At 70.9% G+C, this 24,400-nt stretch carries 21 protein-coding genes; 14 read left to right on the plus strand and 7 right to left on the minus strand.

Going from position 1 to position 24,400, the window contains the following annotated elements; all coding sequences use genetic code 11:
• The first annotated feature begins 3 nt into the window (after positions 1-3).
• The 5 genes from mtrB to secA all read left to right on the plus strand — a co-directional run bounded on the left by mtrB (position 4) and on the right by secA (position 7,933).
• The gene (gene mtrB, locus ASG80_RS10495; RefSeq protein ID WP_082590126.1) at positions 4-1,683 is read left to right on the plus strand and encodes an MtrAB system histidine kinase MtrB; all 1,680 of its coding nucleotides are present in this window, start codon (positions 4-6) and stop codon (positions 1,681-1,683) included.
• Entirely contained in the window at positions 1,676-3,352 is a 1,677-nt protein-coding gene (locus ASG80_RS10500) for an LpqB family beta-propeller domain-containing protein (protein WP_056730311.1), read from the plus strand. Before mtrB ends, ASG80_RS10500 begins: the two co-directional genes overlap by 8 nt.
• A 94-nt stretch (positions 3,353-3,446) precedes the next feature.
• Positions 3,447-4,235 (plus strand): ComF family protein, encoded by a 789-nt coding sequence (locus tag ASG80_RS10505; RefSeq protein ID WP_082590128.1) that lies wholly within the window; start codon positions 3,447-3,449, stop codon positions 4,233-4,235.
• A gap of 23 nt (positions 4,236-4,258) precedes the next feature.
• The gene (gene hpf / locus ASG80_RS10510) at positions 4,259-4,957 is read left to right on the plus strand and encodes a ribosome hibernation-promoting factor, HPF/YfiA family (RefSeq protein ID WP_056730925.1); all 699 of its coding nucleotides are present in this window, start codon (positions 4,259-4,261) and stop codon (positions 4,955-4,957) included.
• A 183-nt stretch (positions 4,958-5,140) separates the two neighbouring features.
• On the plus strand, positions 5,141-7,933 hold the full coding sequence (secA, locus tag ASG80_RS10515) for a preprotein translocase subunit SecA (RefSeq protein WP_056730316.1): 2,793 nt from the start codon (positions 5,141-5,143) through the stop codon (positions 7,931-7,933).
• 140 nt (positions 7,934-8,073) lie between these two features.
• Here the strand turns inward: secA and ASG80_RS10520 are convergent, their stop codons facing one another.
• A complete protein-coding gene (locus ASG80_RS10520) occupies positions 8,074-8,520 on the minus strand; it encodes an Rv3235 family protein (protein WP_056730319.1) in 447 nt (148 codons plus the stop codon).
• Between the two features lie 177 nt (positions 8,521-8,697).
• Between ASG80_RS10520 and ASG80_RS10525 the strand changes: the two genes are divergently transcribed.
• A complete protein-coding gene (locus ASG80_RS10525; protein WP_056730321.1) occupies positions 8,698-9,297 on the plus strand; it encodes a hypothetical protein in 600 nt (199 codons plus the stop codon).
• A 14-nt stretch (positions 9,298-9,311) separates the two neighbouring features.
• Here the strand turns inward: ASG80_RS10525 and ASG80_RS10530 are convergent, their stop codons facing one another.
• Positions 9,312-9,605, minus strand: coding sequence for a helix-turn-helix domain-containing protein (locus tag ASG80_RS10530; protein WP_056730323.1), 294 nt, complete (start codon positions 9,603-9,605; stop codon positions 9,312-9,314).
• Between the two features lie 121 nt (positions 9,606-9,726).
• Between ASG80_RS10530 and ASG80_RS10535 the strand changes: the two genes are divergently transcribed.
• Genes ASG80_RS10535 through ASG80_RS10550 form a run of 4 tightly spaced genes read left to right on the plus strand, consistent with a single transcriptional unit; the run spans position 9,727 to position 13,143 of the window.
• Positions 9,727-10,356 (plus strand): hypothetical protein, encoded by a 630-nt coding sequence (locus ASG80_RS10535; RefSeq protein ID WP_056730325.1) that lies wholly within the window; start codon positions 9,727-9,729, stop codon positions 10,354-10,356.
• Positions 10,356-11,030 (plus strand): P-loop NTPase, encoded by a 675-nt coding sequence (locus ASG80_RS10540; RefSeq protein WP_056730327.1) that lies wholly within the window; start codon positions 10,356-10,358, stop codon positions 11,028-11,030. Before ASG80_RS10535 ends, ASG80_RS10540 begins: the two co-directional genes overlap by 1 nt.
• Before the next feature lie 33 nt (positions 11,031-11,063).
• The gene (locus tag ASG80_RS10545; protein ID WP_056730329.1) at positions 11,064-11,603 is read left to right on the plus strand and encodes a hypothetical protein; all 540 of its coding nucleotides are present in this window, start codon (positions 11,064-11,066) and stop codon (positions 11,601-11,603) included.
• 46 nt (positions 11,604-11,649) lie between these two features.
• Positions 11,650-13,143 carry a sensor histidine kinase gene (locus tag ASG80_RS10550; protein ID WP_056730331.1) on the plus strand — a complete coding sequence of 498 codons (1,494 nt, stop codon included), beginning with the start codon at positions 11,650-11,652 and terminating at the stop codon, positions 13,141-13,143.
• A gap of 9 nt (positions 13,144-13,152) precedes the next feature.
• Here ASG80_RS10550 and ASG80_RS10555 read toward each other — a convergent pair whose 3' ends face one another.
• Positions 13,153-13,401, minus strand: a complete 249-nt coding sequence (locus tag ASG80_RS10555; protein ID WP_056730333.1) for a WhiB family transcriptional regulator — start codon at positions 13,399-13,401, stop codon at positions 13,153-13,155.
• A 200-nt stretch (positions 13,402-13,601) separates the two neighbouring features.
• Here ASG80_RS10555 and ASG80_RS10560 point away from each other — a divergent pair, with 200 nt between their 5' ends.
• A complete protein-coding gene (locus tag ASG80_RS10560; RefSeq protein WP_056730335.1) occupies positions 13,602-14,063 on the plus strand; it encodes a hypothetical protein in 462 nt (153 codons plus the stop codon).
• Positions 14,064-14,066: 3 nt separating this feature from the next.
• Here ASG80_RS10560 and bcp read toward each other — a convergent pair whose 3' ends face one another.
• The 3 genes from bcp to aroA form a co-directional block, all read right to left on the minus strand.
• Positions 14,067-14,543: a thioredoxin-dependent thiol peroxidase gene (bcp, locus tag ASG80_RS10565; protein WP_056730337.1), complete on the minus strand. Its 477-nt coding sequence runs from the start codon at positions 14,541-14,543 to the stop codon at positions 14,067-14,069.
• Positions 14,544-14,627: 84 nt separating this feature from the next.
• Positions 14,628-15,665: a ribosome small subunit-dependent GTPase A gene (gene rsgA, locus ASG80_RS10570; protein ID WP_056730339.1), complete on the minus strand. Its 1,038-nt coding sequence runs from the start codon at positions 15,663-15,665 to the stop codon at positions 14,628-14,630.
• Complete coding sequence (gene aroA, locus ASG80_RS10575) at positions 15,662-17,032, minus strand: 3-phosphoshikimate 1-carboxyvinyltransferase (RefSeq protein WP_056730341.1); 1,371 nt, start codon at positions 17,030-17,032, stop codon at positions 15,662-15,664. The genes rsgA and aroA overlap by 4 nt, the downstream gene beginning before the upstream one ends.
• Positions 17,033-17,069: 37 nt before the next feature.
• On the opposite strand from aroA, the gene ASG80_RS10580 reads away from it, so the two are divergent.
• From ASG80_RS10580 to ASG80_RS10590, 3 genes are all read left to right on the plus strand, one after another.
• Positions 17,070-17,807 carry a sigma-70 family RNA polymerase sigma factor gene (locus ASG80_RS10580; protein ID WP_369816247.1) on the plus strand — a complete coding sequence of 246 codons (738 nt, stop codon included), beginning with the start codon at positions 17,070-17,072 and terminating at the stop codon, positions 17,805-17,807.
• On the plus strand, positions 17,804-18,061 hold the full coding sequence (locus tag ASG80_RS10585; protein WP_056730344.1) for a zf-HC2 domain-containing protein: 258 nt from the start codon (positions 17,804-17,806) through the stop codon (positions 18,059-18,061). Before ASG80_RS10580 ends, ASG80_RS10585 begins: the two co-directional genes overlap by 4 nt.
• 84 nt (positions 18,062-18,145) lie before the next feature.
• Complete coding sequence (locus ASG80_RS10590; protein WP_235508271.1) at positions 18,146-20,437, plus strand: MMPL family transporter; 2,292 nt, start codon at positions 18,146-18,148, stop codon at positions 20,435-20,437.
• A 64-nt stretch (positions 20,438-20,501) separates the two neighbouring features.
• Here ASG80_RS10590 and ASG80_RS10595 read toward each other — a convergent pair whose 3' ends face one another.
• Positions 20,502-24,302, minus strand: coding sequence for a multifunctional oxoglutarate decarboxylase/oxoglutarate dehydrogenase thiamine pyrophosphate-binding subunit/dihydrolipoyllysine-residue succinyltransferase subunit (locus ASG80_RS10595; protein WP_056730346.1), 3,801 nt, complete (start codon positions 24,300-24,302; stop codon positions 20,502-20,504).
• Between the last annotated feature and the right edge of the window lie 98 nt (positions 24,303-24,400).

Consider the following 24,400-nt stretch of genomic DNA (forward strand, 5'->3'; position numbering starts at 1 on the left):
CGGATGTCTGCGGCCGACGCCTCCCCTCTCCTCGCCGCGAACTCGTGGCGGGAGGTGCCGCGTCGCCTGGCGGCGCTCTGGCGGCGGTCGCTGCAGTTCCGCACCGTCATCATCACGCTCGGCCTCTCGGGCCTCGCGATCCTCGTGATCGGGCTCTACATCTCGTTCAGCGTGGCGTCGAACCTGTTCCAGGCGCAGCGCGAGGCCGTGCTCGACGCATCGAACAACGCGACCGCCGCGGCGCAGAGCCTCCTCAGCTCGTCGGATGCCTCGGACCGCGCGTCGATGCAGCTTCTGATGGCCTCGGCGATCCGCACGATCTCGAGCGTGTCCGGCAGCAACGACCTCGGCATCTTCCGCGAGCCGGGCCAGGACCCGGCCTCGATCGCCCCGTCCGACCGGCTGAGTCCGGGACTGAGCGGCGTGATCACGCCCGAGCTGCGTGAGCAGGTGCAGGACAACGCCGACAAGCAGTACTGGCAGTCCGTTGCCCTGCCGGACACCGACGGCGGCACCGACCCCGGCATCGTGGTCGGCAGCGACCTCGAGCTGCCGGCCGACGCTGGGCGCTACGAGCTGTACATCGGTTACAGCCTCGCCGAGGCCGAGCAGACGCTCGCGTTCATGCAGGTCACCGGCATCGTCGGCGCGGCCGCCCTCCTCGCCCTCCTCAGCGCGATCACGCTCGTCGTCGTGCGCGGCGTCATCGAGCCGATCCGGGCGACCGCCGCCACCAGCCGCCGCCTCGCGGCCGGCGACCTCGGGGTACGGATGCCCGAGAGCGGTGAGGACGAGCTCGCAACGCTCGCGGCATCCTTCAACGGCATGGCCGACAGCCTGCAGGCGCGCATCCGCGAGCTTGCGGAGCTCTCGGTCATGCAGCAGCGCTTCGTCTCCGACGTGTCGCACGAGCTTCGCACGCCGCTCACCACCATCCGCCTCGCCGGCGACGTGCTCTACAGTCAGCGCGAGGACTTCCCGGGACCGACGTCGCGCACGGTCGAGCTCCTGCACACGCAGACCGACCGATTCGAGCGGCTCCTCGGCGACCTGCTGGAGATCAGCCGGTACGACGCCGGATCGGTGACGCTCGTGACGGAGCCGACGAACCTCGTGCACCTCGCGGGCGACGCGATCGAGTCGATGCATCAGCTCGCCCTCGAGCACGGCGGTGAGGTGCGCCTCGAGGCGCCCGGCGGGCATCTGGACGCCGAGGTGGATCCCCGCCGTATCGGCCGGATCGTGCGCAACCTGCTCGGCAACGCCATCGAGCACGGCGAGGGGCGTCCGATCGTGGTCGCCGTCGACAGCAACGAGACCGCCATCGCGCTCTCGGTGCGCGACTACGGGCTCGGCATGACCGAAGAGGAGGCGGCGCGCGTCTTCGACCGGTTCTGGCGCGCCGATCCCAGCCGCACCCGCACGATCGGGGGCACCGGCCTCGGACTGGCGATCTCGCTCGAGGACGCGGTCGCACACGGCGGGATACTCGACGTCTGGTCCAGGCCGGGCATGGGGACCGTCTTCCGGCTCACCCTGCCGCGCACCGCCGATCACGCGGACGTCGTGTCGCCGCTGCCGCTCGAGCCGCTCGACGCGGGCGCCCCGGGGCCAGCGCCGACCGGTGCGGTGGGCGCGGTCCCGGGCGTCGACACGGGTGCGCAGGAGGTGCACGATGCGTGATCGGCTGCTCGTGGCCTCCACCACCCTCCTGGCCCTGCTCCTGGCCGGATGCGCGACTATTCCGAGTTCCGGGCCCGTGCAGCAGGGCGGCCTGGTGCCCGCCGACTCGTCAGCCGACCCGCCGCTCGACATCCTGGTCGAGGGGCCGATCGATGGGGCGAGCCAGGAGCAGATCCTCGAGGGCTTCCTCGAGGCCGCGCAGAGTCCGCGCAGCAACTACCAGGTCGCCCGCGAGTTCCTGACGCCGGCGTTCGCGGACGAGTGGCAGGCCGACGCGGGCGCCACGATCGACGTGCTGGCCGATCGGGAGATCGCGCCCGTCGGCGAGACGACCATGCGGGTCGAGGCGACGCCAGCGGCATCCCTTCTCGACAACGGGCAGTACGAGGAGCCCGACTCCGACGCGCCGATCCCGCTCGTCTACGAGTTCGAGCAGATCGAAGGGGAGTGGCGCATCTCGAACGCGCCGACCGGGATCCTCATCGACCAGGTGGGCTTCACGCAGGTGTTCGGCGAGTACACCCTGTACTTCCTCGACCCCACGCACCAGTACCTCGTGCCCGACGTGCGCTGGTACGCGGGGCGGGAGTCGGCCCAGACGAGCATCGTGCAGGCGCTCCTCGCGGGACCTGCGGAGTGGCTCGCCCCCGGCGTCGTGTCGGCGTTCCCCGAGGGGGTGGAACTCGACCCGACGGCCGTGCCCGTCTCGGGCGGCGTCGCGAGCGTCTCGCTGGTGGGTGCCGCGTTCGACAACGTCTCGACGGTGCAGCGAATGGAGGCGCAGCTCGACGCGAGCCTCGTCGGCGTGCGCAACATCGACTCGGTCGCGCTGACCCTCAACGGCGTGGACCCCGACGTCCCCGACCTCGCCGACCCACCCGACGAGAATCCGCGGGTGGATCCGCGCAGCGTCGTCTACGACGGCGAGACGTTCGGGTACCTCGCCACATCGGGGGAGGGGATCGACCCGATCCCAGGCATCTCCGAAACGGTCGCCGCGCTCGCGCCGACCGGCGCCGCAGTGGGGCCCGACGCCGAGTCGGCCGCGGTGCGGAACGCGGACGGCGTCTGGATCGCGCGCACCGGCGAGGAAGCGGTGCGGCTCGACCCGCGGGAGAACCTCGTGACCCCCTCCATCGACGGGGAGGGGATCGTCTGGTCCGTGCCCGCGAACCTGCCCGACCAGCTCGTCTGGTTCGCACCCGACGGCACCACGGGGCAGGTGGCGGTCCCTTGGAGCGGGTCGTCGATCGCGGCCATCGAGGTGTCGCGCGATTCGACGCGCGTGCTGGCGCTCCTGGCCGACGGTGGCAGCACGCATTTCGTGGTCGCGTCCATCGAGCGCACGAACGACGGCCTGCCGGTCGCCCTCGGTCCTACGGCACTGCGCCTCGCCGACGTCTCGGGCACCCCCCTCGACGTCGCGTGGCTCGACTCGCGCAGCGTGGCGTCGATCACCGGGCTCGCCGGCGGGGCGACCCGCATCGTCACGCAGGAGCTCGGCGGCTTCGCCCGCGGGCGCGAGGGGCCGCCGGGCGGCGTCCTCATCGACGGCGGCAACAACGACCTCCGCGCGCTCACGGCGGCCGGCGACCTCGAAGTGCAGAGCGGGGTCGGGTGGCAGAAGCGGGCCGGCGGCATCCGCTTCGTGGCCTCGCAGCAGCCCTGATCGGCTCGTCCTCCCGAAGCACCCCCGCGACCGGGCTTGGCCTGGTGCTGCACCTCGCGCGTGCCCGCGCGCGCGGCACGGGCAGACTCGGGTCGTGCCGCACCAATCGCGTCCTCCGCCCGACGCGGCGAGCGGAGCGTGGATCGCGCCAGTGCGCGGAGCCCTGCTCGACGCCGTCGCGCTCGTGCTCCCCGTCTCGTGCGCCGGGTGCGGTGCGCCCGATCGATCCGTGTGCCTGCGCTGCATCCACGCGCTGCGCCCGACGCCGCGGCTCGTCCGACGCCTCGGCCTCGCAGCGTGGGCGGGCCTCGAGTACTCCGGTGTCGTTGCGAGCGTGATCGGCGCCTACAAGGACGGCGCGCGCACGGATGCCGCGGGGCCGCTTGCGGCGGCACTCGGCGCGGCAGTCGCGTCAGCGGTCGCCGGCCTCCCCGCGGGCTCGGTGGCGGTGTGCACCGTGCCGTCGACACGGGCAGCGATGCGCAGCAGGGGGTACGCGCCCGTCGACGCGCTGCTGTCCCGCTGCGGCATCCGCCCGACGCACGCGCTGCGGCTCGTGCGGGCCCATGCGGACCAGGCGGGGCTCGGCGCTGAGGCTCGCCGGGCCAATGCGGAGGGCGCCCTCGAGGCGCGCGGGAACCTCGCCGGACGCCGGTTCGTGCTCGTCGACGACGTGCTCACGACGGGCTCGACGCTCGCCGAGGCGTGCCGCGCGGTGACCGCGGCCGGCGGTTCCGTGGAGGCCGTCGCGGTGCTCGCGGAGACCCCGCTGCGGCGGTCGGGACGCTTGGCCGGAACTCGGGAAACATACAGTGACATCAGAGGTCAAGGCGACTACGGTGGCAGGACAGGCGTGGTCGATCCACCCTTCAGACCCGGGTGACACGCCGGTAGATGGAGGTCGTCATGGAACTGAACATCGTCGGACGAAACCTGGGAGTCACCGACCGATTCCGCGCCTACGTGGCCGAGAAGTCGGAGAAGGTCACCCATCTCGCCGAACGAGCCATCTCCCTCGACGTGAAGCTCAGCCGTCACAATGAGAAGAACGGCAACGCCGGGCTCGACCGCGTCGAGCTCACCCTGGTCGGCAAGGGGCCCGTGGTGCGGGCGGAAGCCGACGGTTCAGACAAGTACGCCGCGTTCGACGTCGCCCTCTCACGGCTCCTCGAGCGCATCCGCCGCGCGAAGGACCGCCGCAAGGTCCACCGCGGCCAGCGCCGGCCCACCTCCCTCCGCGAGGCGACCGATCTCGGATTCGCCGAGGTCGGCGTGCAGGCCGCAGCGCCCGAGGTGCTCGAACAGGTGCGCACGGGCAGCATTCCGGTCGTCGAGGAATCCCAGGCGACCGAGGAGGACGACGTCTACTGCCCCGTGGTGATCCGCCGCAAGGTCTTCGCGTCGACTCCGATGACCGTCGACGATGCCCTCTACTTCATGGAGCTCGTCGGCCACGACTTCTACCTCTTCGTCGACTCCGAGAGTGGCCGCCCGAGCGTCGTCTACCGACGGAAGGGTTGGGACTACGGCCTCATCGGCCTCGACGACCGAACGGATGCCTCGTCCGACGCATCCGCACCCGAACTGCAGCGCGCCTCCGCCTGACGGGCCGCCCATCTGCCACTCGGGCCGGGTGCGGGCAATGTGCCCGTACCCGGCCCGCTCTCCGCTCGCGCCCAGCCGGCTGCCCGCTAGCATGGCTATGATGACCGTCTGCACGGCGGCATGGGGCGTGCCCGGGCGTTCCAATCGAGGAACCCGACGCCCGACGATTACAGGAGAACATTCGTGGCTTCGATTCTGGAAAGGGTCCTCCGCGTCGGCGAGGGCCGCACCCTCAAGCGACTGGAGAACTACGCGGCGGCGATCAACGCCCTCGAAGACGACTTCCAGGCCCTCAGCGACGAGGAACTGAAGCACGAGACCGTCGAGCTGCGTGAGCGCTACGGGAACGGCGAGTCGCTCGACGACCTGCTGCCCGAGGCGTTCGCCGCGGTGCGCGAAGCGAGTCGCCGCACGCTGGGCCTCCGCCACTTCGACGTGCAGCTCATGGGCGGCGCGGCCCTGCACCTCGGCAACATCGCTGAGATGAAGACCGGCGAGGGCAAGACCCTCGTCGCGACGACTGCGGCCTACCTCAACGCCCTCACCAGCCGGGGCGTGCACATCGTCACGGTGAACGACTTCCTCGCGAGCTACCAGTCCGAGCTGATGGGCCGCGTGTTCCGCGCGCTCGGCATGACCACCGGATGCATCGTGGCGGGCCAGACGCCCGCGGTGCGACGCGAGCAGTATGCCGCCGACATCACCTACGGCACCAACAACGAGTTCGGGTTCGACTACCTCCGCGACAACATGGCGTGGCAGGCCGGCGACATGGTGCAGCGGGGTCACGCCTTCGCCATCGTCGACGAGGTGGACTCGATCCTCATCGACGAGGCACGCACCCCGCTCATCATCTCGGGTCCGGCGTCCGGCGAGGCGAACCGCTGGTTCACCGAGTTCGCGAGCCTCGCGAAGCGCCTCGCGTCCGGCGAGGACTACGAGGTCGACGAGAAGAAGCGCACCGTCGGCGTGCTCGAGCCCGGCATCGAGAAGGTCGAGGACTACCTCGGCATCGAGAACCTCTACGAGTCCGCGAACACGCCGCTCATCTCGTTCCTCAACAACTCGATCAAGGCCAAGGCGCTCTTCAAGCGCGACAAGGATTACGTCGTCATGAACGGCGAGGTGCTCATCGTCGACGAGCACACCGGCCGGATCCTGGTCGGCCGCCGCTACAACGAGGGCATCCACCAGGCCATCGAGGCCAAGGAGGGCGTGCAGGTCAAGGCCGAGAACCAGACGCTCGCCACGGTCACGCTGCAGAACTACTTCCGCCTCTACTCGAAGCTCGCCGGCATGACCGGTACGGCCGAGACGGAGGCGGCCGAGTTCATGTCGACGTACAAGCTCGGCGTGGTGCCGATCCCCACGAACAAGCCGATGGTGCGCCTCGACCAGCCCGACCTCGTGTACAAGAACGAGGAATCCAAGTTCGCCCAGGTGGTCGAGGACATCGTCGAGCGACACCGCAAGGGGCAGCCCGTGCTCGTCGGCACGACGAGCGTCGAGAAGAGCGAGTACCTCTCGCGCCTCCTTGCGAAGAAGGGCGTCCGCCACGAGGTCCTGAACGCGAAGAACCACGCGCGCGAGGCGGCCATCGTGGCGCAGGCCGGACGGCACGGCGCCGTCACCGTCGCAACGAACATGGCCGGCCGCGGCACCGACATCATGCTGGGCGGCAATGCCGAGTTCATCGCCGTGCAGCATATGCACGAGCGCGGACTCAGCCCGATCGACACCCCCGAGGAGTACGAGTCCGCCTGGGACGGCGTGTTCGTAGCGGTCAAGGCCGCGGTCGCGAAGGAGGCCGAGAAGGTGCTCGCCGCGGGCGGGCTCTACGTGCTCGGCACCGAGCGCCACGAGTCGCGGCGCATCGACAACCAGCTCCGCGGCCGCTCCGGACGCCAGGGCGACCCCGGCGAGAGCCGCTTCTACCTGTCGCTCACCGACGACCTGATGCGGCTCTTCAACGCCGGCGCCGCCGAGAGCCTCATGTCGCGCGGCGTGCCCGACGACGTGGCCATCGAGTCGAAGGTCGTGACGCGCGCCATCCGTTCGGCCCAGTCGCAGGTCGAGGCTCGAAACGCCGAGATCCGCAAGAACGTGCTGAAGTACGACGACGTGCTGAACCGCCAGCGCGAGGCCATCTACGGCGATCGCCGGCACATCCTCCAGGGCGACGACCTGCACGAGCGTACGCAGCACTTCCTCGAGGACGTGATCGACGAGGTCCTCGACGCCCACACCGCTGAGGGCAACCCCGACGAGTGGGACTTCGACGCCCTCTGGACCGAGCTGAAGACCCTCTACCCGATCGGCATCACGATCGACGAGGTCGTCGCCGAGGCGGGGGAGAAGGGCCGCGTCAACCGCGACTTCATCCGCAGTGAGATCCTCTCCGATGCGAAGCTGGCCTACCAGCGCCGCGAGCAGCAGCTCGGCAGTCCGGCGATGCGCGAGCTCGAGCGCCGCGTCGTGCTCTCGGTGATCGACCGCCGTTGGCGCGACCACCTCTACGAGATGGACTACCTGAAGGACGGCATCGGCCTGCGTGCGATGGCGCAGCGCGACCCGCTCGTCGAGTACCAGCGCGAGGGCTACGCGATGTTCCAGCAGATGATGGGCTCGATCCGCGAGGAGACGGTGGGCTTCCTGTTCAACCTCGAGGTCGAGGTCGCGCCGCAGGCCGGTGTCGGCGGTGCCACGATCGAGGCGAAGGGCCTCGGCCGCCAGGGCGCCGCCGAGGACAAGCTCAGCTATTCCGCGCCGAGCGATTCGGGCGGCGTCGAGGTACGCAACCAGCGCGGCCAGGTGCAGCAGGCGGCGACCCAGCGCGCGCGCCGCGCAGTCGCGCAGGCACAGGCGCCCGAGGTCGAGCCGGCCCGCGGGGCCTTCGGCCAGCGCACCGAGGGCGGCGGCCAGGTGCAGCCCCAGAACCGCGCCGAGCGTCGGGCCCAGGAGCGCAGGGGACGCTGACCACACACGGTCAGGCTGGATCGCGCTGTCCGCGATGATCCGGCCAGCCGCTCTGCGAGGCGGCGGCGTGTACGCGGCCGGGCCTGGGGTCTTTCGAGCCGACCGCGGTGCGCCGGGTGGGGACCGGCGCACCAACAGACTCAGAGCACGCTGATCGCGCTCGCGCGCCACCGCTGGTCGAGGCCCTCGAGCCGGATGGCGACGGCGCGCGACCGTGCGCGCTGGTGCACCAGCACGACGGCCTCGACCACGCCGTCGGCGGGCTCGCAGACCATGACCGTGCCGAGCGTGAACGCGGGCCGCTGGGGAGCCTGCCCCTTCACGCGGCGCGCCCGCGCGGCGAGGACGACGCGCTTGGACAGGTTGCGGTACACGTCGTCGGTGACCCAACGGGCGAGCTGCTCGAGGTCGCGCGCACCCGCGAGCACCTCGATGACGCAGTGGGTCAGGTTCCGGAGCAGCGGCTCGGGATCGGGGAGTTCGCTGCGTCGTGCGGGCTGACGAGCGAAGTACTCGTCGTCGTCATCGAGGAACTGCAGGGCAGAACCTCTCGCCGGGGCGCGGCCGGCGGCGGGGCGTGCGGTCATCTCGGCTCCATGAAGGGTCGGCCACGGCCTCGCGGCCGGCGACGGGATTACCCCCGATCGGGGGACGTTCGGGTGATCCCTAGTGAACGGTATTGACGGATCCGGTGCGGTGTCAAGCGATTTCCCCGCCTGTGGAGAACCCACGGGCCAGGTGAACTGCCGGGGTAACGTTCGTGCATGCGGTGGGACCTGCTGTTCGACGATCTCGAGTCGCAGCTCGACCAGGAGCAGCGCGACGAGGAGCGTGCACTCGCGCTCGAGGAGGAGCGGCTCCGCCTCGGTCGTCTCACCCTCAGGGACCGCCTGCACGCCATGGCGCGAGACGCCGCGGGCGATCCGGCGGCCTCGATCAGGGTCGAGCTCCGCGGGGGCGAGGAGTTCGTCCTGCGGCCGCTGGCATTCGGACGCGACTGGATGAGCGCGGCCGTGCACGGCGCCGGCCGCGGCCCCGGCCAGTGCGTCGTCCCACTCGGCGCGATCGCCGCCGTCATGCCGACACGTGCGCAGGTGGAGCCGAGCCTGCAGCCGGCGCCGGAGTCGTCGGCCCGGCTCGCCGAGCGGATCGGCCTGCCGTTCGTGCTCCGTGACCTCTGCCGCAGGCGCACACCCGTGTACCTCACCACCGACGACGGTCGCGTGCACGGCACGTTCGACCGCGTCGCACGCGACCACCTCGACCTCGCCATGCACGAACCGGGCACGGTTCGACGCGATGGGGAGGTGCGCGGCATCCGGATCGTGCCGGTGGGTCGGATCGTGCTGGTCGCGTTCGCCTAGTCGCCCGCCCGCGCTCAGTCGACGGGGCGGAGCCGCCCCGAGCGGGCACCCGAGAGCTCGGCGATGTTGGCGAACTCGCCCTGGTTCCAGAGGGAGTGCCGGCGGGTGGCCTCGTACTGCTCCTCGATCCAGACGTCGAGTTGCGTGCGCTCGACGCGCCACGGGCCCGAGCGGCCCACCCGGATGGCGGGGAGCTCACCCGAACGGATGAGCTCGTCGACCGTGGCGACGTCGACCGCGAGGAGCTCCGCCGCGTCGGCGACGGTGAGGAACCGGCCGATCTCGTCGCCCGAACCGGGAGTGGTCATGACTCCAGTATCGACCCGCCGCCGCGAAGCGGCTGCCGGTGTGGATAACTTCGGGGCGTCACCTCGGATTCGGGCGACGATGGTGGCCGGCGCGTGCGCGCCCGACCGGAAAGGATCCCCGATGCCCCGTCGACCGGAACGCTCGGAGCGCGGCGCGCTGCGGCTCGACCCGCGCCTGGTCATCGGCGTCGTGCTCGTCGCGGCGTCCACGACGGGCGTGTGGGCGCTCGTCTCGAGCCTCGACGACTCCGCCGAGGTGTACGCCGTGCGCGACACCGTGACACCCGGCACGCGCATCGATGCCGGCGACCTCGTGGTCGAGTCCGTGCGGCTCGGGGCGGTCGCCGACCGGTACCTGGCGCCCGGCGGCGTTCCCGACGGCGGTGTCGTGGTCGCGCGCACCATCGAGGCCGGGGAACTGGTGCCCGCCTCCGCGGTCGACGATGCCGATCGCACCGGGCTCGCGACGGTGGTGGTGCCGAGCCGCGGCGCACTGCCGAGCGGACTCGGCGCGGGATCGACGGTCGACGTGTGGTCGGCTCGCGAGCTCGAGCGCGGCACGTACGAGCCGCCTGCCGTGCTCGTCGCCGCCGCCGAGATCGCGGGCATCCAGGAGCCCGAGGGCGTGGTCGACTCGGGCGGGCCGTCGGTCGAGTTGCTCGTTCCCCGCGAGAAGGTGGCTGCCCTGCTCGAGGCGCTCGCGACCGGCGACGCGATCGACCTCGTGCCGGCGCGCACGAGCAGCCGCTGATGGCCCGCCTCGCCCTCGCACTGGACCCGGCCACGGAGGACCGGTTGCTCGCCGACATCGTCGAGCACGGCCACACCGTCGTCGCCCGTCTCGTCGGGTGGCGGGACGTGGTCGACAGCCTCGACGTGCTGGCCCCCGACGTCGTGCTCGTCGGCGCCGCCCGTGCCACGCTCGCCGCCGAGCTCCTCGCGGCGTGCGACGAACGTGGCATCCGCCTGATCGCCCTCGCCGCGGGCGACGCCGATCGCGCGCACGCCGCGCAGATCGGACTCCACGAGGTGCTCGATCGCTCGGCGGGCTGGCCCGAGATCGAGGCGCTCGTGAGCGGGGGCGTGCAGGTGCCGTCGCGGCTCGGCGACGTGAAGCCCGGCACGCGACGCACGAGCGAGGTGATCGCCGTGTGGGGTCCGGCGGGCGCACCGGGCCGCACGACGATCGCCGTCAACCTCGCCGCGGAGATCGCGGCGGCGGGTCATTCCGTGGCGCTCGTCGACGCAGATCCGTACGGCGGGGCGATCGCCCCGGCGCTCGGCCTCCTCGACGAGGCACCGGGATTCGCGTCCGCGTGCCGCCTGGCCGGGGGCGACGCACTCGATCGGGCGGAATTGCAGCGCATCGCGCAGCGCTACTCCGCGCCGCGGGCCTCATTCGACGTGTTCACCGGCCTCGTGTGACCGAGTCGTTGGCCCGAGCTGGCGCACGACCGCGTGACCTCCGCGCTCCAGGCCATCGGCGATCGCTCCGAGTACGTGGTCATCGACACGGGCTTCAGCCTCGAACGCGACGAGGAGCTCACGAGCGACCAATTCGCGCCCCGGCGCAACGCTGCGACATTCGCCTCGCTCTCGACAGCCGACCGGGTGGTCGCTGTCGGCCTCGCGGACCCGGTCGGCCTGTCGCGGCTCCTTCGCGGCCACGGCGACCTCGTCGACCTCGTCGAGCCCGATCGCATCGACGTGATCGTCAACCGCGTCCGCTCCGGCGCCCTGGGCATCGACGCGCACGCGCAGGTGCGCCAGACGCTCCGCCGGTTCGCGGGCATCGCCGACGCGGCCCTGCTGCCGCACGACGGCAGGGCGACGGATGCCGCGATCCTCACGGCGCGCACGCTCCGGGATGCCGCACCGCGCAGTCCGCTCCGCGCGGCGCTCCGCGAGTACGCACTGGAGCGGATCCTGCCCGTCCCGGCCCAGGTGCTGCGGCGAGGATTCGCGTTCTCGCCTGCCCGGCGCGCAGCCGCGGGCTGAGCACGCGCCGTCCACCCGGCGGGAGGCCGCGCACTACGCTGGACCTGTGTCGACCCTCAGTGAACTCGTCCTCGCCCAGGGCCGCAGCAGTCAGGCCGACGTCGACTGGCTGCACATGCTCGTCGGCGACCTGCAACTGCTCGCCGACCTCGCCTTCGCCGACATCGTGCTGTGGGTGCCGTCAAGCGATGACGACTTCGTCGCGGTGGCGCACGCGCGCCCGTCGAGTGCCGCAACGCTGTTCTACCGCGACTTCGTGGGCCAGCAGATCAAGTCGCAATGGCGCGAACTCGTGACGCAGGCGTTCGCGAGCGCTCGCATCGCGGACTCATCGGCGCCCGACTGGTACGAGGAGATGCCCACGCGCGTGCGCGCCGTGCCCGTCATGCGACGGCTGTCGGCGACGGGCACGCAGCTCGCGCAGGAGCCGGTCGCCGTGATCACGCGCCACACCAACCTCGGCGCCACGCGCACGCCGAGCCGCCAGGAGCTGACGTTCAACGAGTGCGCCGAGGAGCTGTTCCAGATGATCGCGTCGGGGGACTTCCCCGATCTCGGCGCGCCGACCGGCCCCCGCCGGGGCGCTCCCCGTGCGTCCGATGGGTTGATTCGGCTCGACGTCGACGGCGTGACCACGTTCGCGAGCCCCAACGCCCTGTCGGCGTTCAACCGCATGGGTTTCGACGACGAGCTCGAGGGGGAGTCCCTCGCCGAGGTCACCACGAGGCTGCTCAGCGGCAAGCTCGTCGTCGACGAGTCGCTGCCGCTCGTCGTCACGGGTCGTGCGCCGTGGCGCACCGACGTGGAGTCCCGTGGCGTGACGGTCTCGCTGCGCGCGATCCCCATCCGTCATCGGGGCGAGCGCATCGGCGCGATCGTGCTGAGCCGAGATGTCACCGAGCTCCGACACCAGGAGCAGGAACTCATCACGAAGGACGCGACGATCCGCGAGATCCACCACCGCGTGAAGAACAACCTGCAGACCGTGGCGTCGCTGCTGCGCATCCAGGCGCGACGCACGTACTCCGATGACGCGAGGGACGCGCTCACCCAGGCGATGCGGCGGGTCGGCGCGATCGCAGTCGTGCACGACACCCTCTCGGAGGGGCTCACCCAGAACGTGGACTTCGACGAGGTCTTCGATCGCGCCCTCCTGCTCGTCGCCGAGGTGGCCTCGGCGCACAACACCACGGCGCACCCGAAGCGCTCCGGCTCGTTCGGCGTGCTGCCGAGCGAGTACGCGACGCCGCTCGCCCTCGCCCTGACCGAGCTCGTGACGAACGCCGTCGAGCACGGGCTCGCGGGTCAGGAGGGCGACGTGGAGATCACCGCCGACCGGTCGCCCTCGGCGCTCACCGTGCAGGTGCGCGACACCGGATCGGGCCTGCCCGAGGGCAAGGTCGGCGAGGGGCTCGGCACGCAGATCGTGCGTACCCTCATCCAGGGCGAGCTGGGCGGCACGATCGACTGGCACACGGTCGTCGGCCGTGGCACCGAGGTGACGATCGACGTGCCGCTGCGCTGGATCACGCCGGCGTAGGCGAGGAGCTCAGCTTGCGCGACGCGCGCGGGCCGCGCGGCGCTTCAGGGCGCGACGCTCGTCTTCGCTGAGGCCTCCCCACACGCCCGAGTCCTGGCCGGTCTCGAGGGCGTACTGCAGGCAGATCTCCGTGACGGTGCAGCGGGCGCAGACAGCCTTCGCCTTCTCGATCTGGTCGACGGCGGGACCAGTGTTGCCGACGGGGAAGAACAGTTCCGGGTCAGCGGTGAGGCAGGCGGCTTTGTCGCGCCAATCCATGGAGATGCTCCTTGCGGTGTATCGATCGCAGACGCGCACGATTGCGCGAGCCGTTATCCGGCTGTGCTGCAGGGGGAAAGCCGAATCTCGGGAAGTAGGATCATGACTGATCGGCTCACGTCCCTGTGAGCATCAACTCGGCCTCATAAATGGTCGCATAGCGGAGAGATCGAATCAATAGCCGTGTATGGGATAACGCTGTGAATCAGGACCGCGCCGACGGGGACATGCCGCCCGCGGCATCCGTCTCGGGTGGAGTGAGGGCGGCGCTCATCGTCGTGACCGCCGTGCTGTTCCTCGAGGCGGCGGCGCTCGTCGCGATCGTCGTGTGGCTGGTCGTCGACCTGCTCGCGCTGCAGCCGTCGTCGTACGCGACCGCCGTCGCGCTGATCGTGCTCGTCGTGATCGGCGCCGTATGGGTCGGCGCGGTGGCGATCGGCTCGCTGCGACGGGCGCCGTGGACGCGCGCAGCGGCGATCGTCTGGCAGATCCTGCAGGTCTCGATCGCCGTCGGCGCGTTCCAGGGGCTCTTCGCACGGCCGGATGTCGGGTGGCTGCTGCTCGTGCCCGCCGTCACGGTGATCGGATTGCTCCTGTGGCCGCCCGTGCGGCTCGCCTACGCGCGGCCTGGGGACGTGGATCGGGCGCCCGACGGCGCCTGAGGCTCAGCCGTCGAGCCCGAGCTCCCGGCGCACGCGTGCTACGTGGCCGGTCGCCTTCACGTTGTACCACGCGCGCTCGATGCGGCCGTCCTCGCCGATCACGAAGGTCGACCGGATGGAACCGATGACGATCTTGCCGTACAGCGACTTCTCACCCCACACGCCGTAGGTCTGCTGCACCGCGAGGTCCTCGTCGGACAGGAGCGTGTAGTTCAGGCGGTCGCGCTCGGCGAAGCGCTTGAGCTTCGCCACGTCGTCCTTCGAGATGCCGACCACGCGCACGCCGGCGCCCGCGAACGAGTTCAGGTTGTCGCGGAAGTCGCACGCCTCGGTCGTGCAGCCCGGCGTCATCGCCTCGGGGTAGAAGTACAGCACGACGCGGGATCCTCGGAGGGACGAGAGCGAAACGGGGTTGCCGTCCTGGTCGTCGAGCGTGAAGTCGGGGGCGAGGTCGCCGGGGGCGAGTCGTGCGTCGGTCATCCGTCCATCGTAGGCAACGGTGCCTGAGTGCCCGGTGCGACGGCCGCGCCCGCGCCCGCGTGCCGCGAGGTGAGGCGAAGGAGGTCAGGCGAAGGTGGCGAGCAGCCGCTGCAGGGAGTCGAGCCGGGCGCGCCCCGTCTCGCCGAGCTTGCCGGCCTCGACGGCCTCGACGATCGCGCAATCGGGCGCGTCGGGCAGGTGCGTGCAGCCGCGGGGGCAGTCCTCGGCGACGCGCGCGAGGTCGGTGAACGCGCCGAGGATGTTCGCCGGGTCGACATGTCCGAGGCCGAACGACCGGACGCCCGGGGTGTCGATGACCCAGCCGATGCCTCCCCCGCCCTCGACGCGCAGCGAGACCGTCGACGACGAGGTGTGCCGGCCGCGGCCCGTGACCACGTTGACCCGCCCGATCGCCCGATCGGCGCCGGGCACGAGCGCGTTCACGAGCGTGGACTTGCCCACGCCCGAGTGGCCGACGAACACCGTGCGATGCCCGATGAGCGCCCGGGTGATCTCGTCGAGCGGCATCCGCTCGGTGCTCGACCGGAACACCGGAAGGTCCAGGCCGGCGAAGTTCTCGAGGAACTCGGACGGGTCGGCCAGGTCGGTCTTGGTGACGCACAGCAGCGGCTGGATGCGCGCGTCGTACGCGGCGACGAGGTAGCGGTCGACGAGCCGGATGCGCGGCTCGGGGTTGGCCGCGGCGACGACGATGAGCATCTGGTCGGCGTTCGCGACGATGACCCGCTCGACCTCGTCGGTGTCGTCGGCGCTGCGTCGGAGCAGCGTCGACCGCTCGCGGACGCGCACGATGCGGGCGAGCGTGCCGGGCTCGCCGCTCGTGTCGCCCACGAGATCGACGCGGTCGCCTGTCACGACGGACTTGCGTCGGAGTTCGCTCGCCCGCGCCGCGATGATGTCGCGTTCGTCGGGACCGCCGTCGTCGACGAGCACGGCGTAGCGGCCGCGGTCGACGCCGAGCACGATCCCCTCCACGGCGTCGGCGTGCTCGGGGCGCACCTTCGTGCGGGGACGGCTGCCGCGTCGGTTGGGACGCACGCGCACGTCGGACTCGTCGAGCTCGGGCTCGTCCTCGTCGTCGTCGGCGTCCCACCACGTCATGCGAGCATCTGCTCCCAGAGCTTCGTGAACTGCGGCAGGGTCTTGGACGTCGATCCGATGTCGTCGACGACCACGCCCGGCACCGCGAGGCCCACGATCGCGCCGGTGGTCGCCATGCGGTGGTCGGCGTACGCGCGCCACGGACCGCCGGTGAGCGGGGCAGGCTCGATGCGGAGGCCGTCGTCGAGCTCGGTCACAGCCCCGCCCAGGCCGTTCAGCTCCGCCACGAGGCCGGCGAGGCGGTCGGTCTCGTGGTGGCGGATGTGGCCGATCCCCGTGAACGTGCTCGGACCGTCGGCGAACGCCGCGAGCGCGACGAGATTCGGCACGAGCTCGCCCGCCTCCGAGAGGTCGAGGTCCACGCCCCGGATGCCGCGACCGCCTTCCGTGGTCCGCTCGGGCGCCCGCACGGTGAGCCGGTCGCCGTCGAGCGACACGCGCGCGCCGAACCGCGGGAGGAGGTCGGCGAGCTGCGCGCCCACCTGCGTCGTCTGCGCCGGCCAGCCGGTGACGGTGACATGGCCGCCGGCGACGAGCGCGGCGACGAGGAACGGCGCGGCGTTGGAGAGGTCGGGCTCGATGGCGACATCGACGGCCGCGATCGGGCCGGGGGCGACCAGCCACCGGCCGGGCTCGGGGCTCGTCACGTCGACGCCGCGGGTACGGAGCGTGGCGATCGTCATCTCGATGTGCGGCAGGCTCGGCAGGCGCTCGCCCGAGTGCCGGAGGTCGAGTCCGTCGTCGAACCGCGCAGCGGAGAGGAGCAGTCCCGAGACGAACTGGCTGGATGCCGAGGCGTCGACCTCGATCGCGCCGCCCACGACCCGGCCGGTGCCGTGCACCGTGAAGGGCAGTGCGCCGCGCCCGTCGTCGTCGAGGTCGACACCGAGGGCGCGCAGCCCGAGGATCGAACCGCCCATGGGCCGGCGTCGCGCACCCTCGTCGCCGTCGAACGTCGTGGGTCCGAGGGCGAGTGCCGCCACGGGCGGAAGGAAGCGCATGACGGTGCCCGCGAGGCCGCAGTCGATCGTGGTGGAGCCGAGGAGCTCGCCGGCGGGGATCACGCGGACGTCGTCGCCGAAGCCGCCGGTACCCGGCATCCGCTCGAATCGCGTTCCCAGCGCCCGGAGCCCCTCGAGCATGAGCTCGCTGTCGCGCGACCAGAGTGGGGCGTGCAGCGTCGACGGACCGTCGGCCAGAGCAGCCAGCACGAGCTCGCGATTGGTGAGCGACTTCGAGCCGGGGAGCGCCACGACGGACTCGAGCGGCCCGGTGGCGACGGGCGCCCGCCACCCGTCATCCGACTCGGTCTGCCGGGCCTCGCCGTACGGGTCGAACTCGGGGGCGGAATACCTCGAAATCTGCATCGGTTATCAACAGTAGCGTCAGCGAAGGCAGAAGGAGATGGTGCGCGTGTCGGTTGCGGTACTCGAGCGCCCGGCGATCGTCCCGGCGGACGATCTAGGATGGCCGGTGATGACTGCCGACGAGACCGAGACCACGCCGCACGACACGGCCGGCACCGACGACGACCGGTCGCTCGGCGAGCTCTTCGAGGAACAGGCCCTGCCATACCTCGACCAGCTGTACGCCGCCGCCCTGCGCATGACGAAGAACCCGGCCGACGCGCAGGATCTCGTGCAGGAGACCTTCGTGAAGGCGTTCGCGGCGTTCGGGCAGTTCACGCAGGGCACCAACCTCAAGGCGTGGCTGTACCGGATCCTCACCAACACCTTCATCAACAGCTACCGCAAGAAGCAGCGGGAGCCGTACCAGGGCACGATCGACGACCTCGAGGACTGGCAGCTCGGCGGGGCCGAGTCGACGACCGCGCGGTCGAGCCGCTCCGCCGAGGCCGAGGCGATCGACCACCTGCCCGACAGCGCCGTGAAGGACGCCCTGCAGGCCCTGCCTGAGGACTTCCGCCTCGCCGTGTACTTCGCCGACGTCGAGGGATTCTCCTACCAGGAGATCGCCGACATGATGAACACCCCCATCGGGACCGTGATGAGCCGCCTGCACCGTGGCCGGCGCATGCTTCGCGAGTCCCTCGCCGACTACGCCCGCGAACAGGGGTTCGCGGCGGGCGGATCGGGGCACCAATCCACCAGGAGGCAGAGCATGCCGAGGAGCTCAAGATGACGGACTGCGGCTGCGAGAAGGCCAGGGCCGAACTCGAGGAGTATCTGCACCACGAGCTGGGCCGCGACGATGCGGCCGACATCCGCGAGCACGTCGAGAACTGTCTCGACTGCCGGGCGGAGCTCCGCGTGGGCGTGGCGATCACCGAGGTCGTGCAGCGCGCCTGCAGGGAGAATGCTCCCGAGGAACTGCGGACGGTCGTGCTCGCGCGCATCCGCGACATCCAGTCGGGCCACGGCATCCTCATCGACTGACCCAACGGGCTCCGATCTCCGATCGGCTCGCCGTCAATCGTTGGTTCGATGCGCGGGGCGGGCACGCTTCGTAGCGTCGATGGTGTGATCGAATCTCCCGCACGCCGCTCGTCGCGGCGCGTGCCCACGTGGCTGCGCATCCTCATCCCGTCCGTCCTCATCCTCGTCTGGCTCGCGCTCCTCGGCGTGGGCGGGTCGGCGTTCAGCCAGGTCTCCAAGGTCGCGACGAATGACCAATCGCAGTTCCTGCCCGCCGACTCCGAAGCCACGCGTGTGCAGGAGTCGTCCGCCGCGTTCCGCGGCGACGACGCCATCCCCGCGGTCGTCGTCGTGCAGCGGGACGGCGGGCTCACCGATGACGACCTCGTCCTGATCGACGAGGCCACGGCGACGCTAGCCGGTGTCGATGGCGTGGTCCACGACGGGGTATCTCCGCCGGTCCGCTCCGACGACGGGGAGGCCGTCGAGGTGTTCGTCATGATCGACGTCGAGGTGAAGGCGAGCGCAACGGTGGCCGAGCTGCGCGCCGAGCTCGCCGACGGGCTCTCGGCGGCCGAGGCATCCGGGCTCACCGTCGCCGTGACCGGGCCCGCCGGCCTCGCCGCGGACATCGCCGGCGCGTTCTCGGGCATCGACGGGCTCCTGCTCCTCGTCGCGCTCGCCGCGGTCTTCGTGATCCTCGTCATCGTCTACCGGTCGCCGCTCCTGCCCGTGATCGTGCTCGGCACGAGCATGGCCGCCCTCAGTGTCGCGGTGCTCGTCGCGGTCGCCCTCGCCCGGGCCGGCATCGTGCTCCTCACCGGCCAGACGCAGGGAATCCTCTTCATCCTCGTGATCGGCGCGACGACCGATTATTCGTTGCTGTACATCGCGCGGTATCGCGAGGCGCTCGCCGTGCACGAGCGCAACTGGGACGCCACTTCGGCGGCGCTCCGCGGGGCGTGGGAGCCGGTCGTCGCCTCGGGCGGCACGGTCGTCGCCGGCCTCCTCATGCTGCTGTTCAGCGCACTCAACTCGAACAAGGCGCTCGGTCCGGTCGCGGCGATCGGGATCGTCTGCGCGGTGCTCGCGGCCCTCACCCTGTTGCCGGCCCTCATGCTGTGGGCAGGCCGCGCCGCGTTCTGGCCGCGGAGGGTTCCGGCACGGCCGTCGGAGGCCGCGGCATCCGTGCCCGGCACCGCCGCCACGATGCCCGCCCGCGGTCTCTGGCCGGCCGTGGCGAGGCTCGTCGGCCGACGTCCCCGCATCGTCTGGATCGTGTCGACCCTCCTGCTCGGCGTCATGGCGCTCGGGCTGACCGAGCTCGACGCCGACGGTGTCCCGCAGAGTGAATTCGTGCTCGGGGCATCCGAGGCCCGCGATGGGCAGGCGGTGCTCGGCGACCATTTCCCGGCCGGATCCGGCACTCCGGCGCTGATCGTCGCACCCGATGACGCGATCGAGGAGACGGCGGAAGTGGTTCTCGGCACCGACGGAGTCGCGGGGCTCGCCGTGCTGTCGGAGACTTCGCCGACCGGCACCCTCCCCGTGACCGAGGACGGCGTGCAGGTCCCGCACATCTCCGGCGCCGAGGGCGCCGCCCCGACGGTTCGCGACGGCCAGGTGCTGCTGCAGGCGACCCTCGACCACCCGGGCGATTCGCTCGAAGCCGAGGCCGTCGTCACCGAGCTGCGCGCCGCGCTCGCGAGCACCGACGGCGACGTGCTCGTCGGCGGCACCTCCGCGATCGCACTCGACACCGCCGCGGCCGCGGTGCACGACCGGAACCTCGTGATGCCGCTCGTGCTCGGGGTGATCCTCCTCATCCTCATCGTGCTGCTCCGCTCGCTGGTTGCGCCGCTCCTCCTGGTCGGCAGCGTCGTGCTCTCGTTCGCCGCGGCGCTCGGCGTGTCCGCGCTCGTCTTCAACGGCGTGTTCGCGTTCCCCGGCGCCGATCCGACGGTGCCGCTGTACGGGTTCGTGTTCCTCGTCGCACTCGGCGTCGACTACAACATCTTCCTGATGAGCCGGGTGCGCGAGGAGTCGCTCGGGCACGGCACGCGCGCCGGGATCCCGCGCGGCCTGATCGCGACGGGCGGCGTGATCACCTCGGCGGGGCTCGTGCTCGCTGCGACGTTCGCGGCGCTCGGCGTGCTGCCGATCCTGTTCCTCGCGCAGATCTCGTTCATCGTCGCGTTCGGCGTGCTGCTCGACACGTTCCTCGTGCGGTCGCTGCTCGTGCCCGCCCTCTCATACGACCTCGGCGGCGCGATCTGGTGGCCGTCGAGGCTGTGGCGGGCCGATGCCGAGGAGTCGGCGCGGCGCGAGGCGACCGTGGCCGCACCGGCGGAGCCCACCGCGACGGCCGAGCACCTCGAGCCGGTGCATCGCGCCTGACGTCCAAACGATGCGACGAAGGGCGGATGCCGTGGCGTCCGCCCTCCCTCGCATCACGTCGTCGCTACACCGTGAGCGCGCGCCGGATCAGGTCGGCCTGCTCGGCCGCGTGACGCTTCGCCGAGCCGGTCGCCGGCGACGCTGCGGGCGGGCGGGCCGCCACTGAGACAGGACGCGGTCCGAGCTTGTTCGTCTCGATGATGAAGTACGGCCAGGCGCCCTGGTTCTCGGGCTCGTCCTGCGCCCACATGAGCTGGGCGTTCGGGTAGCTGTCGGCCACGGCCTTCAGCTCCGCCTTCGGCAGTGGGTACAACTGCTCGAGGCGGACGACGGCGACCTCGGGGTTCGGGTTCTTCTCGAGCTGGGCCATCAGGTCGTAGTAGATCTTGCCCGAGACGAACACGGCCTTCTTGACCGCCGCCTTGTCGGTGATGCGGGTGTCGTCGATCACCGGCTCGAAGCGGCCGCTCGTGAATTCGGAGACCTCGCTCGTGGCGCCGCGCAGGCGCAGCATGGCCTTCGGGGTGAACACGATAAGCGGGCGACGCGGGCGGGCGTACGCCTGTCGGCGGAGAAGGTGGAAGTACGACGCGGGGGTGGAGGGTCGGGCCACGGTCATGTTGTTCTCGGCGCAGAGCTGGAGGTAGCGCTCGATGCGGGCGCTGGAGTGGTCGGGCCCCTGGCCCTCGTAGCCGTGGGGGAGGAGGAGCACGACGCTCGATCGCTGGCCCCACTTCTGCTCGGCCGAGGAGATGAACTCGTCGATGATGGTCTGCGCGCCGTTCGCGAAGTCACCGAACTGCGCCTCCCACAACACGAGCGCGTCGGCACGCTCGACGGAGTAGCCGTACTCGAAGCCCATCGCGGCGTACTCGCTGAGCAGCGAGTCGTAGATCCAGAACTTGGCCTGGTTGTCGGAGATGTTCTGCAGGGGCAGCCACTCCTGGCCGTTGGTGCGGTCGTGGAGCACGGCGTGGCGCTGAACGAACGTGCCACGACGGGAGTCCTGTCCGGCGAATCGCACGGGCGTGCCCTCGAGCAGGAGCGAGCCGAGCGCGAGCAGCTCACCGAAGCCCCAGTCGATGGTGCCGTTGCGGCTCATGTCGTAGCGCTTGGTGAGCAGTTGCTGGATCTTCGGGTGCACCGTGAAGCCGGCTGGCTTGTTGTTGAATGCGTCGCCGATCGCGTGCACGACCTCGGTCGCGACGCCGGTCGTCTCGAGCTCGCCTGTGGGGACCTCCGGCTCCCGCTGCGACTCGGTCGCGCCGACGATGGGGATCGCGCCGGTCTGCGCGGCGTGCGTCTCGGCGAAGGCCCGCTCGAGGCGGTCCTGGAAGTCGCGGTGCGCCTCCTCGTACTCCTCCTCGGTGATGTCGCCACGACCGACGAGGGCCCCGGTGTAGAGCTTTCGCACCGAGCGCTTCGCCTCGATGAGGTTGTACATGAGCGGCTGCGTCATCGAGGGGTCGTCGCCCTCGTTGTGTCCACGGCGGCGGTAGCAGACGAGGTCGACGACGACGTCGCGCTTGAACTCCTGGCGGTACCGGAACGCGAGCTCCGCAACGCGCACGACCGCCTCGGGGTCGTCGCCGTTCACGTGGAAGATCGGGGCCTGGATGGTCTTCGCGACATCCGTCGAGTAGATCGACGAGCGCGCGTCACCCGGCACCGTGGTGAAGCCGACCTGGTTGTTGATGTTGACGTGGATCGTGCCGCCGGTACGGTACCCGCGCAACTGGGACATCTGCATCGTCTCGACGACGATGCCCTGGCCGGCGATCGCCGCGTCACCGTGCACGAGGATCGGCAGGGTGCCGAAGGTGCCGATGGGCTTGCGGTCCTGCTTGGCGCGGACGATGCCCTCGAGCACGCCGTCGACCGCCTCGAGGTGCGATGGGTTCGCGGCGAGTGACACGGGAACCTGGTGGCCGTCGTCGGCGGTGAAGACTCCCTCGTTGCCGAGGTGGTACTTCACGTCGCCGGAGCCGGAGAAGCTCCTCGTGTCCTGCGTGCCCTCGAACTCGCGGAACACCTGCCCGTAGGTCTTGCCCGCGATGTTCGTGAGCACGTTGAGGCGGCCGCGGTGCGCCATGCCGATGGCGACCTCGTCGAGGCCCTCCTTCGCCGCGCCCTGCAGGATCACGTCGAGGAGCGCGATGACGGACTCGCCGCCCTCGAGGCTGAACCGCTTCTGGCCCACGTACTTGGTCTGGAGGAACGTCTCGAACGCCTCGGCCTCGTTGAGCTTGGCGAGGATGCGCATCTGCTCGTCGTGGGTCGGCTTCTCGTACTTGCGCTCGACCTCGCCCTGGATCCACTTGCGCTGCACCGGGTCCTGGATGTGCATGTACTCGATGCCGATCGTGCGGCAGTACGAGTCGCGGAGCACGCCCAGGATGTCGCGCAGCAGCGCCGTGCGCTTGTCGCCGAAGCCGCCGGTGACGAACTCGCGGTCGAGGTCCCAGAAGGTGAGGCCGTGGCTCCCGATCTCGAGGTCGGGATGCGAGCGCTGCACGTACTCGAGCGGGTCGGTGTCGGCCATCATGTGGCCGCGCACGCGGAACGAGTTGATGAGCTCCTGCACGCGAGCGGTCTTGTCGATCGCGCTGGCGATGTCGACCGAGATGTCGGGCGCCCAGCGGATCGGCTCGTACGGCAGGCGGAGCGCGGCGAAGAGGTCCTCGTAGAAGTCACGCTGGCCGATCAGCAGCTCGTGCACCTTCTTCAGGAACTCGCCGGAACCGGCGCCCTGGATGACGCGATGGTCGTACGTCGAGGTGAGCGTGATCGTCTTGCCGATGGCGAGGTTCGCGAGCGTCTTCTCGGAGGAGCCCTGGAACTCGGCGGGATATTCGAGGGCGCCCGCGCCGATGATGCAGCCCTGGCCCTTCATGAGGCGAGGCACGGAGTGCACGGTGCCGATGCCGCCGGGATTGGTCAGCGAGATCGTGGCGCCGGAGAAGTCGTCGGCCGTCAGCTTGTTCGTGCGTGCCCGCTGCACGAGGTCTTCGTAGGCGGTGAGGAACTCGTTGAACGTCATCGTCTCGGCGCGCTTGATGGCGGGCACGAGCAGCGCCCGGGTGCCGTCGGGCTTCGGGATGTCGATCGCGATGCCGAGGCCGATGTGCGCCGGCTTCACCATGCTCGGCTTGCCGTCGGGCTCGGCGTAGTAGACGTTCTGGCTCGGGAAGTCCTTGAGCGCCTGGATGAGCGCCCACCCGATGAGGTGCGTGAACGACACCTTGCCGCCGCGTGAGCGGCGGAGGTGGTTGTTGATCACGATGCGGTTGTCGATCATGAGCTTCGCCGGGATCGTGCGCACGCTCGTCGCCGTCGGCACGGTGAGGCTCTGGTCCATGTTGGCCGCGAGCGTCTTCGGCAGCCCCTTGAGGGCGACGACCACGTCCTCCAGCGGCGCCTCGGCGATCACGGGTTGCGGGCTCGTGATCGGCACGTCGGCGGGCACCGGCGCGGTGCGCGGCGCCACCGAGGTGGTGCGCGCCGCTGGTGCCTGCCCGATGACGGGCGAGGGTGCAGTGACCGGCGCCGGCTCGATGACGGCTGCCGCTGCGGCTGGAGCGGCGGGAGCGGGCGCGGCGGCAGCGGGTGGRGCGAAAGCGGGCGCGGCTGGAGCGGCGGGAGCGGGYGSGGCGGCAGCGGGCGCGGCATCCGTCGGCTGGGTGGTCGTCTCGGCCGCGCCGGTCCGCACCTGGCGGTAGTGCTCGAGGACCGGCCACCAGGTCCGGTCGACGGAATCAGGGTCGGCGAGGTACTTCTCGTACATCTCGTCTACGAGCCATTCGTTGGCCCCGTATTCGCCCGCCGTCGTCTCCTCGGATCCCGACCCGGTCAATTGGCTCGACACAGCCTCTCGCCCACTCTCTCCATTGATGCTGGATTCTCTGCCGGCGATCGGCACGTGCGCGCACGCGTTCCGTGCCCGATCACCCACACAAGCCTAAA

Origin of the sequence: Agromyces sp. Soil535, assembly GCF_001428255.1 — a bacterium.
Lineage (GTDB): Bacteria > Actinomycetota > Actinomycetes > Actinomycetales > Microbacteriaceae > Agromyces.

Excerpts from the sequence above, each read along its gene's own strand:
- ASG80_RS10535 (WP_056730325.1), top strand. The coding sequence starts at position 9,727 with ATGCCCCGTCGACCGGAACGCTCGGAGCGCGGCGCGCTGCGGCTCGAC.
- ASG80_RS10500 (WP_056730311.1), top strand. The coding sequence starts at position 1,676 with ATGCGTGATCGGCTGCTCGTGGCCTCCACCACCCTCCTGGCCCTGCTC.
- aroA (WP_056730341.1), bottom strand. The coding sequence starts at position 17,032 with ATGCAGATTTCGAGGTATTCCGCCCCCGAGTTCGACCCGTACGGCGAG.
- mtrB (WP_082590126.1), top strand. The coding sequence starts at position 4 with ATGTCTGCGGCCGACGCCTCCCCTCTCCTCGCCGCGAACTCGTGGCGG.
- hpf (WP_056730925.1), top strand. The coding sequence starts at position 4,259 with ATGGAACTGAACATCGTCGGACGAAACCTGGGAGTCACCGACCGATTC.
- ASG80_RS10580 (WP_369816247.1), top strand. The coding sequence starts at position 17,070 with ATGGTGCGCGTGTCGGTTGCGGTACTCGAGCGCCCGGCGATCGTCCCG.
- bcp (WP_056730337.1), bottom strand. The coding sequence starts at position 14,543 with ATGACCGACGCACGACTCGCCCCCGGCGACCTCGCCCCCGACTTCACG.
- rsgA (WP_056730339.1), bottom strand. The coding sequence starts at position 15,665 with ATGACGTGGTGGGACGCCGACGACGACGAGGACGAGCCCGAGCTCGAC.
- ASG80_RS10520 (WP_056730319.1), bottom strand. The coding sequence starts at position 8,520 with ATGACCGCACGCCCCGCCGCCGGCCGCGCCCCGGCGAGAGGTTCTGCC.
- ASG80_RS10585 (WP_056730344.1), top strand. The coding sequence starts at position 17,804 with ATGACGGACTGCGGCTGCGAGAAGGCCAGGGCCGAACTCGAGGAGTAT.
- ASG80_RS10530 (WP_056730323.1), bottom strand. The coding sequence starts at position 9,605 with ATGACCACTCCCGGTTCGGGCGACGAGATCGGCCGGTTCCTCACCGTC.
- ASG80_RS10525 (WP_056730321.1), top strand. The coding sequence starts at position 8,698 with ATGCGGTGGGACCTGCTGTTCGACGATCTCGAGTCGCAGCTCGACCAG.
- ASG80_RS10540 (WP_056730327.1), top strand. The coding sequence starts at position 10,356 with ATGGCCCGCCTCGCCCTCGCACTGGACCCGGCCACGGAGGACCGGTTG.
- ASG80_RS10555 (WP_056730333.1), bottom strand. The coding sequence starts at position 13,401 with ATGGATTGGCGCGACAAAGCCGCCTGCCTCACCGCTGACCCGGAACTG.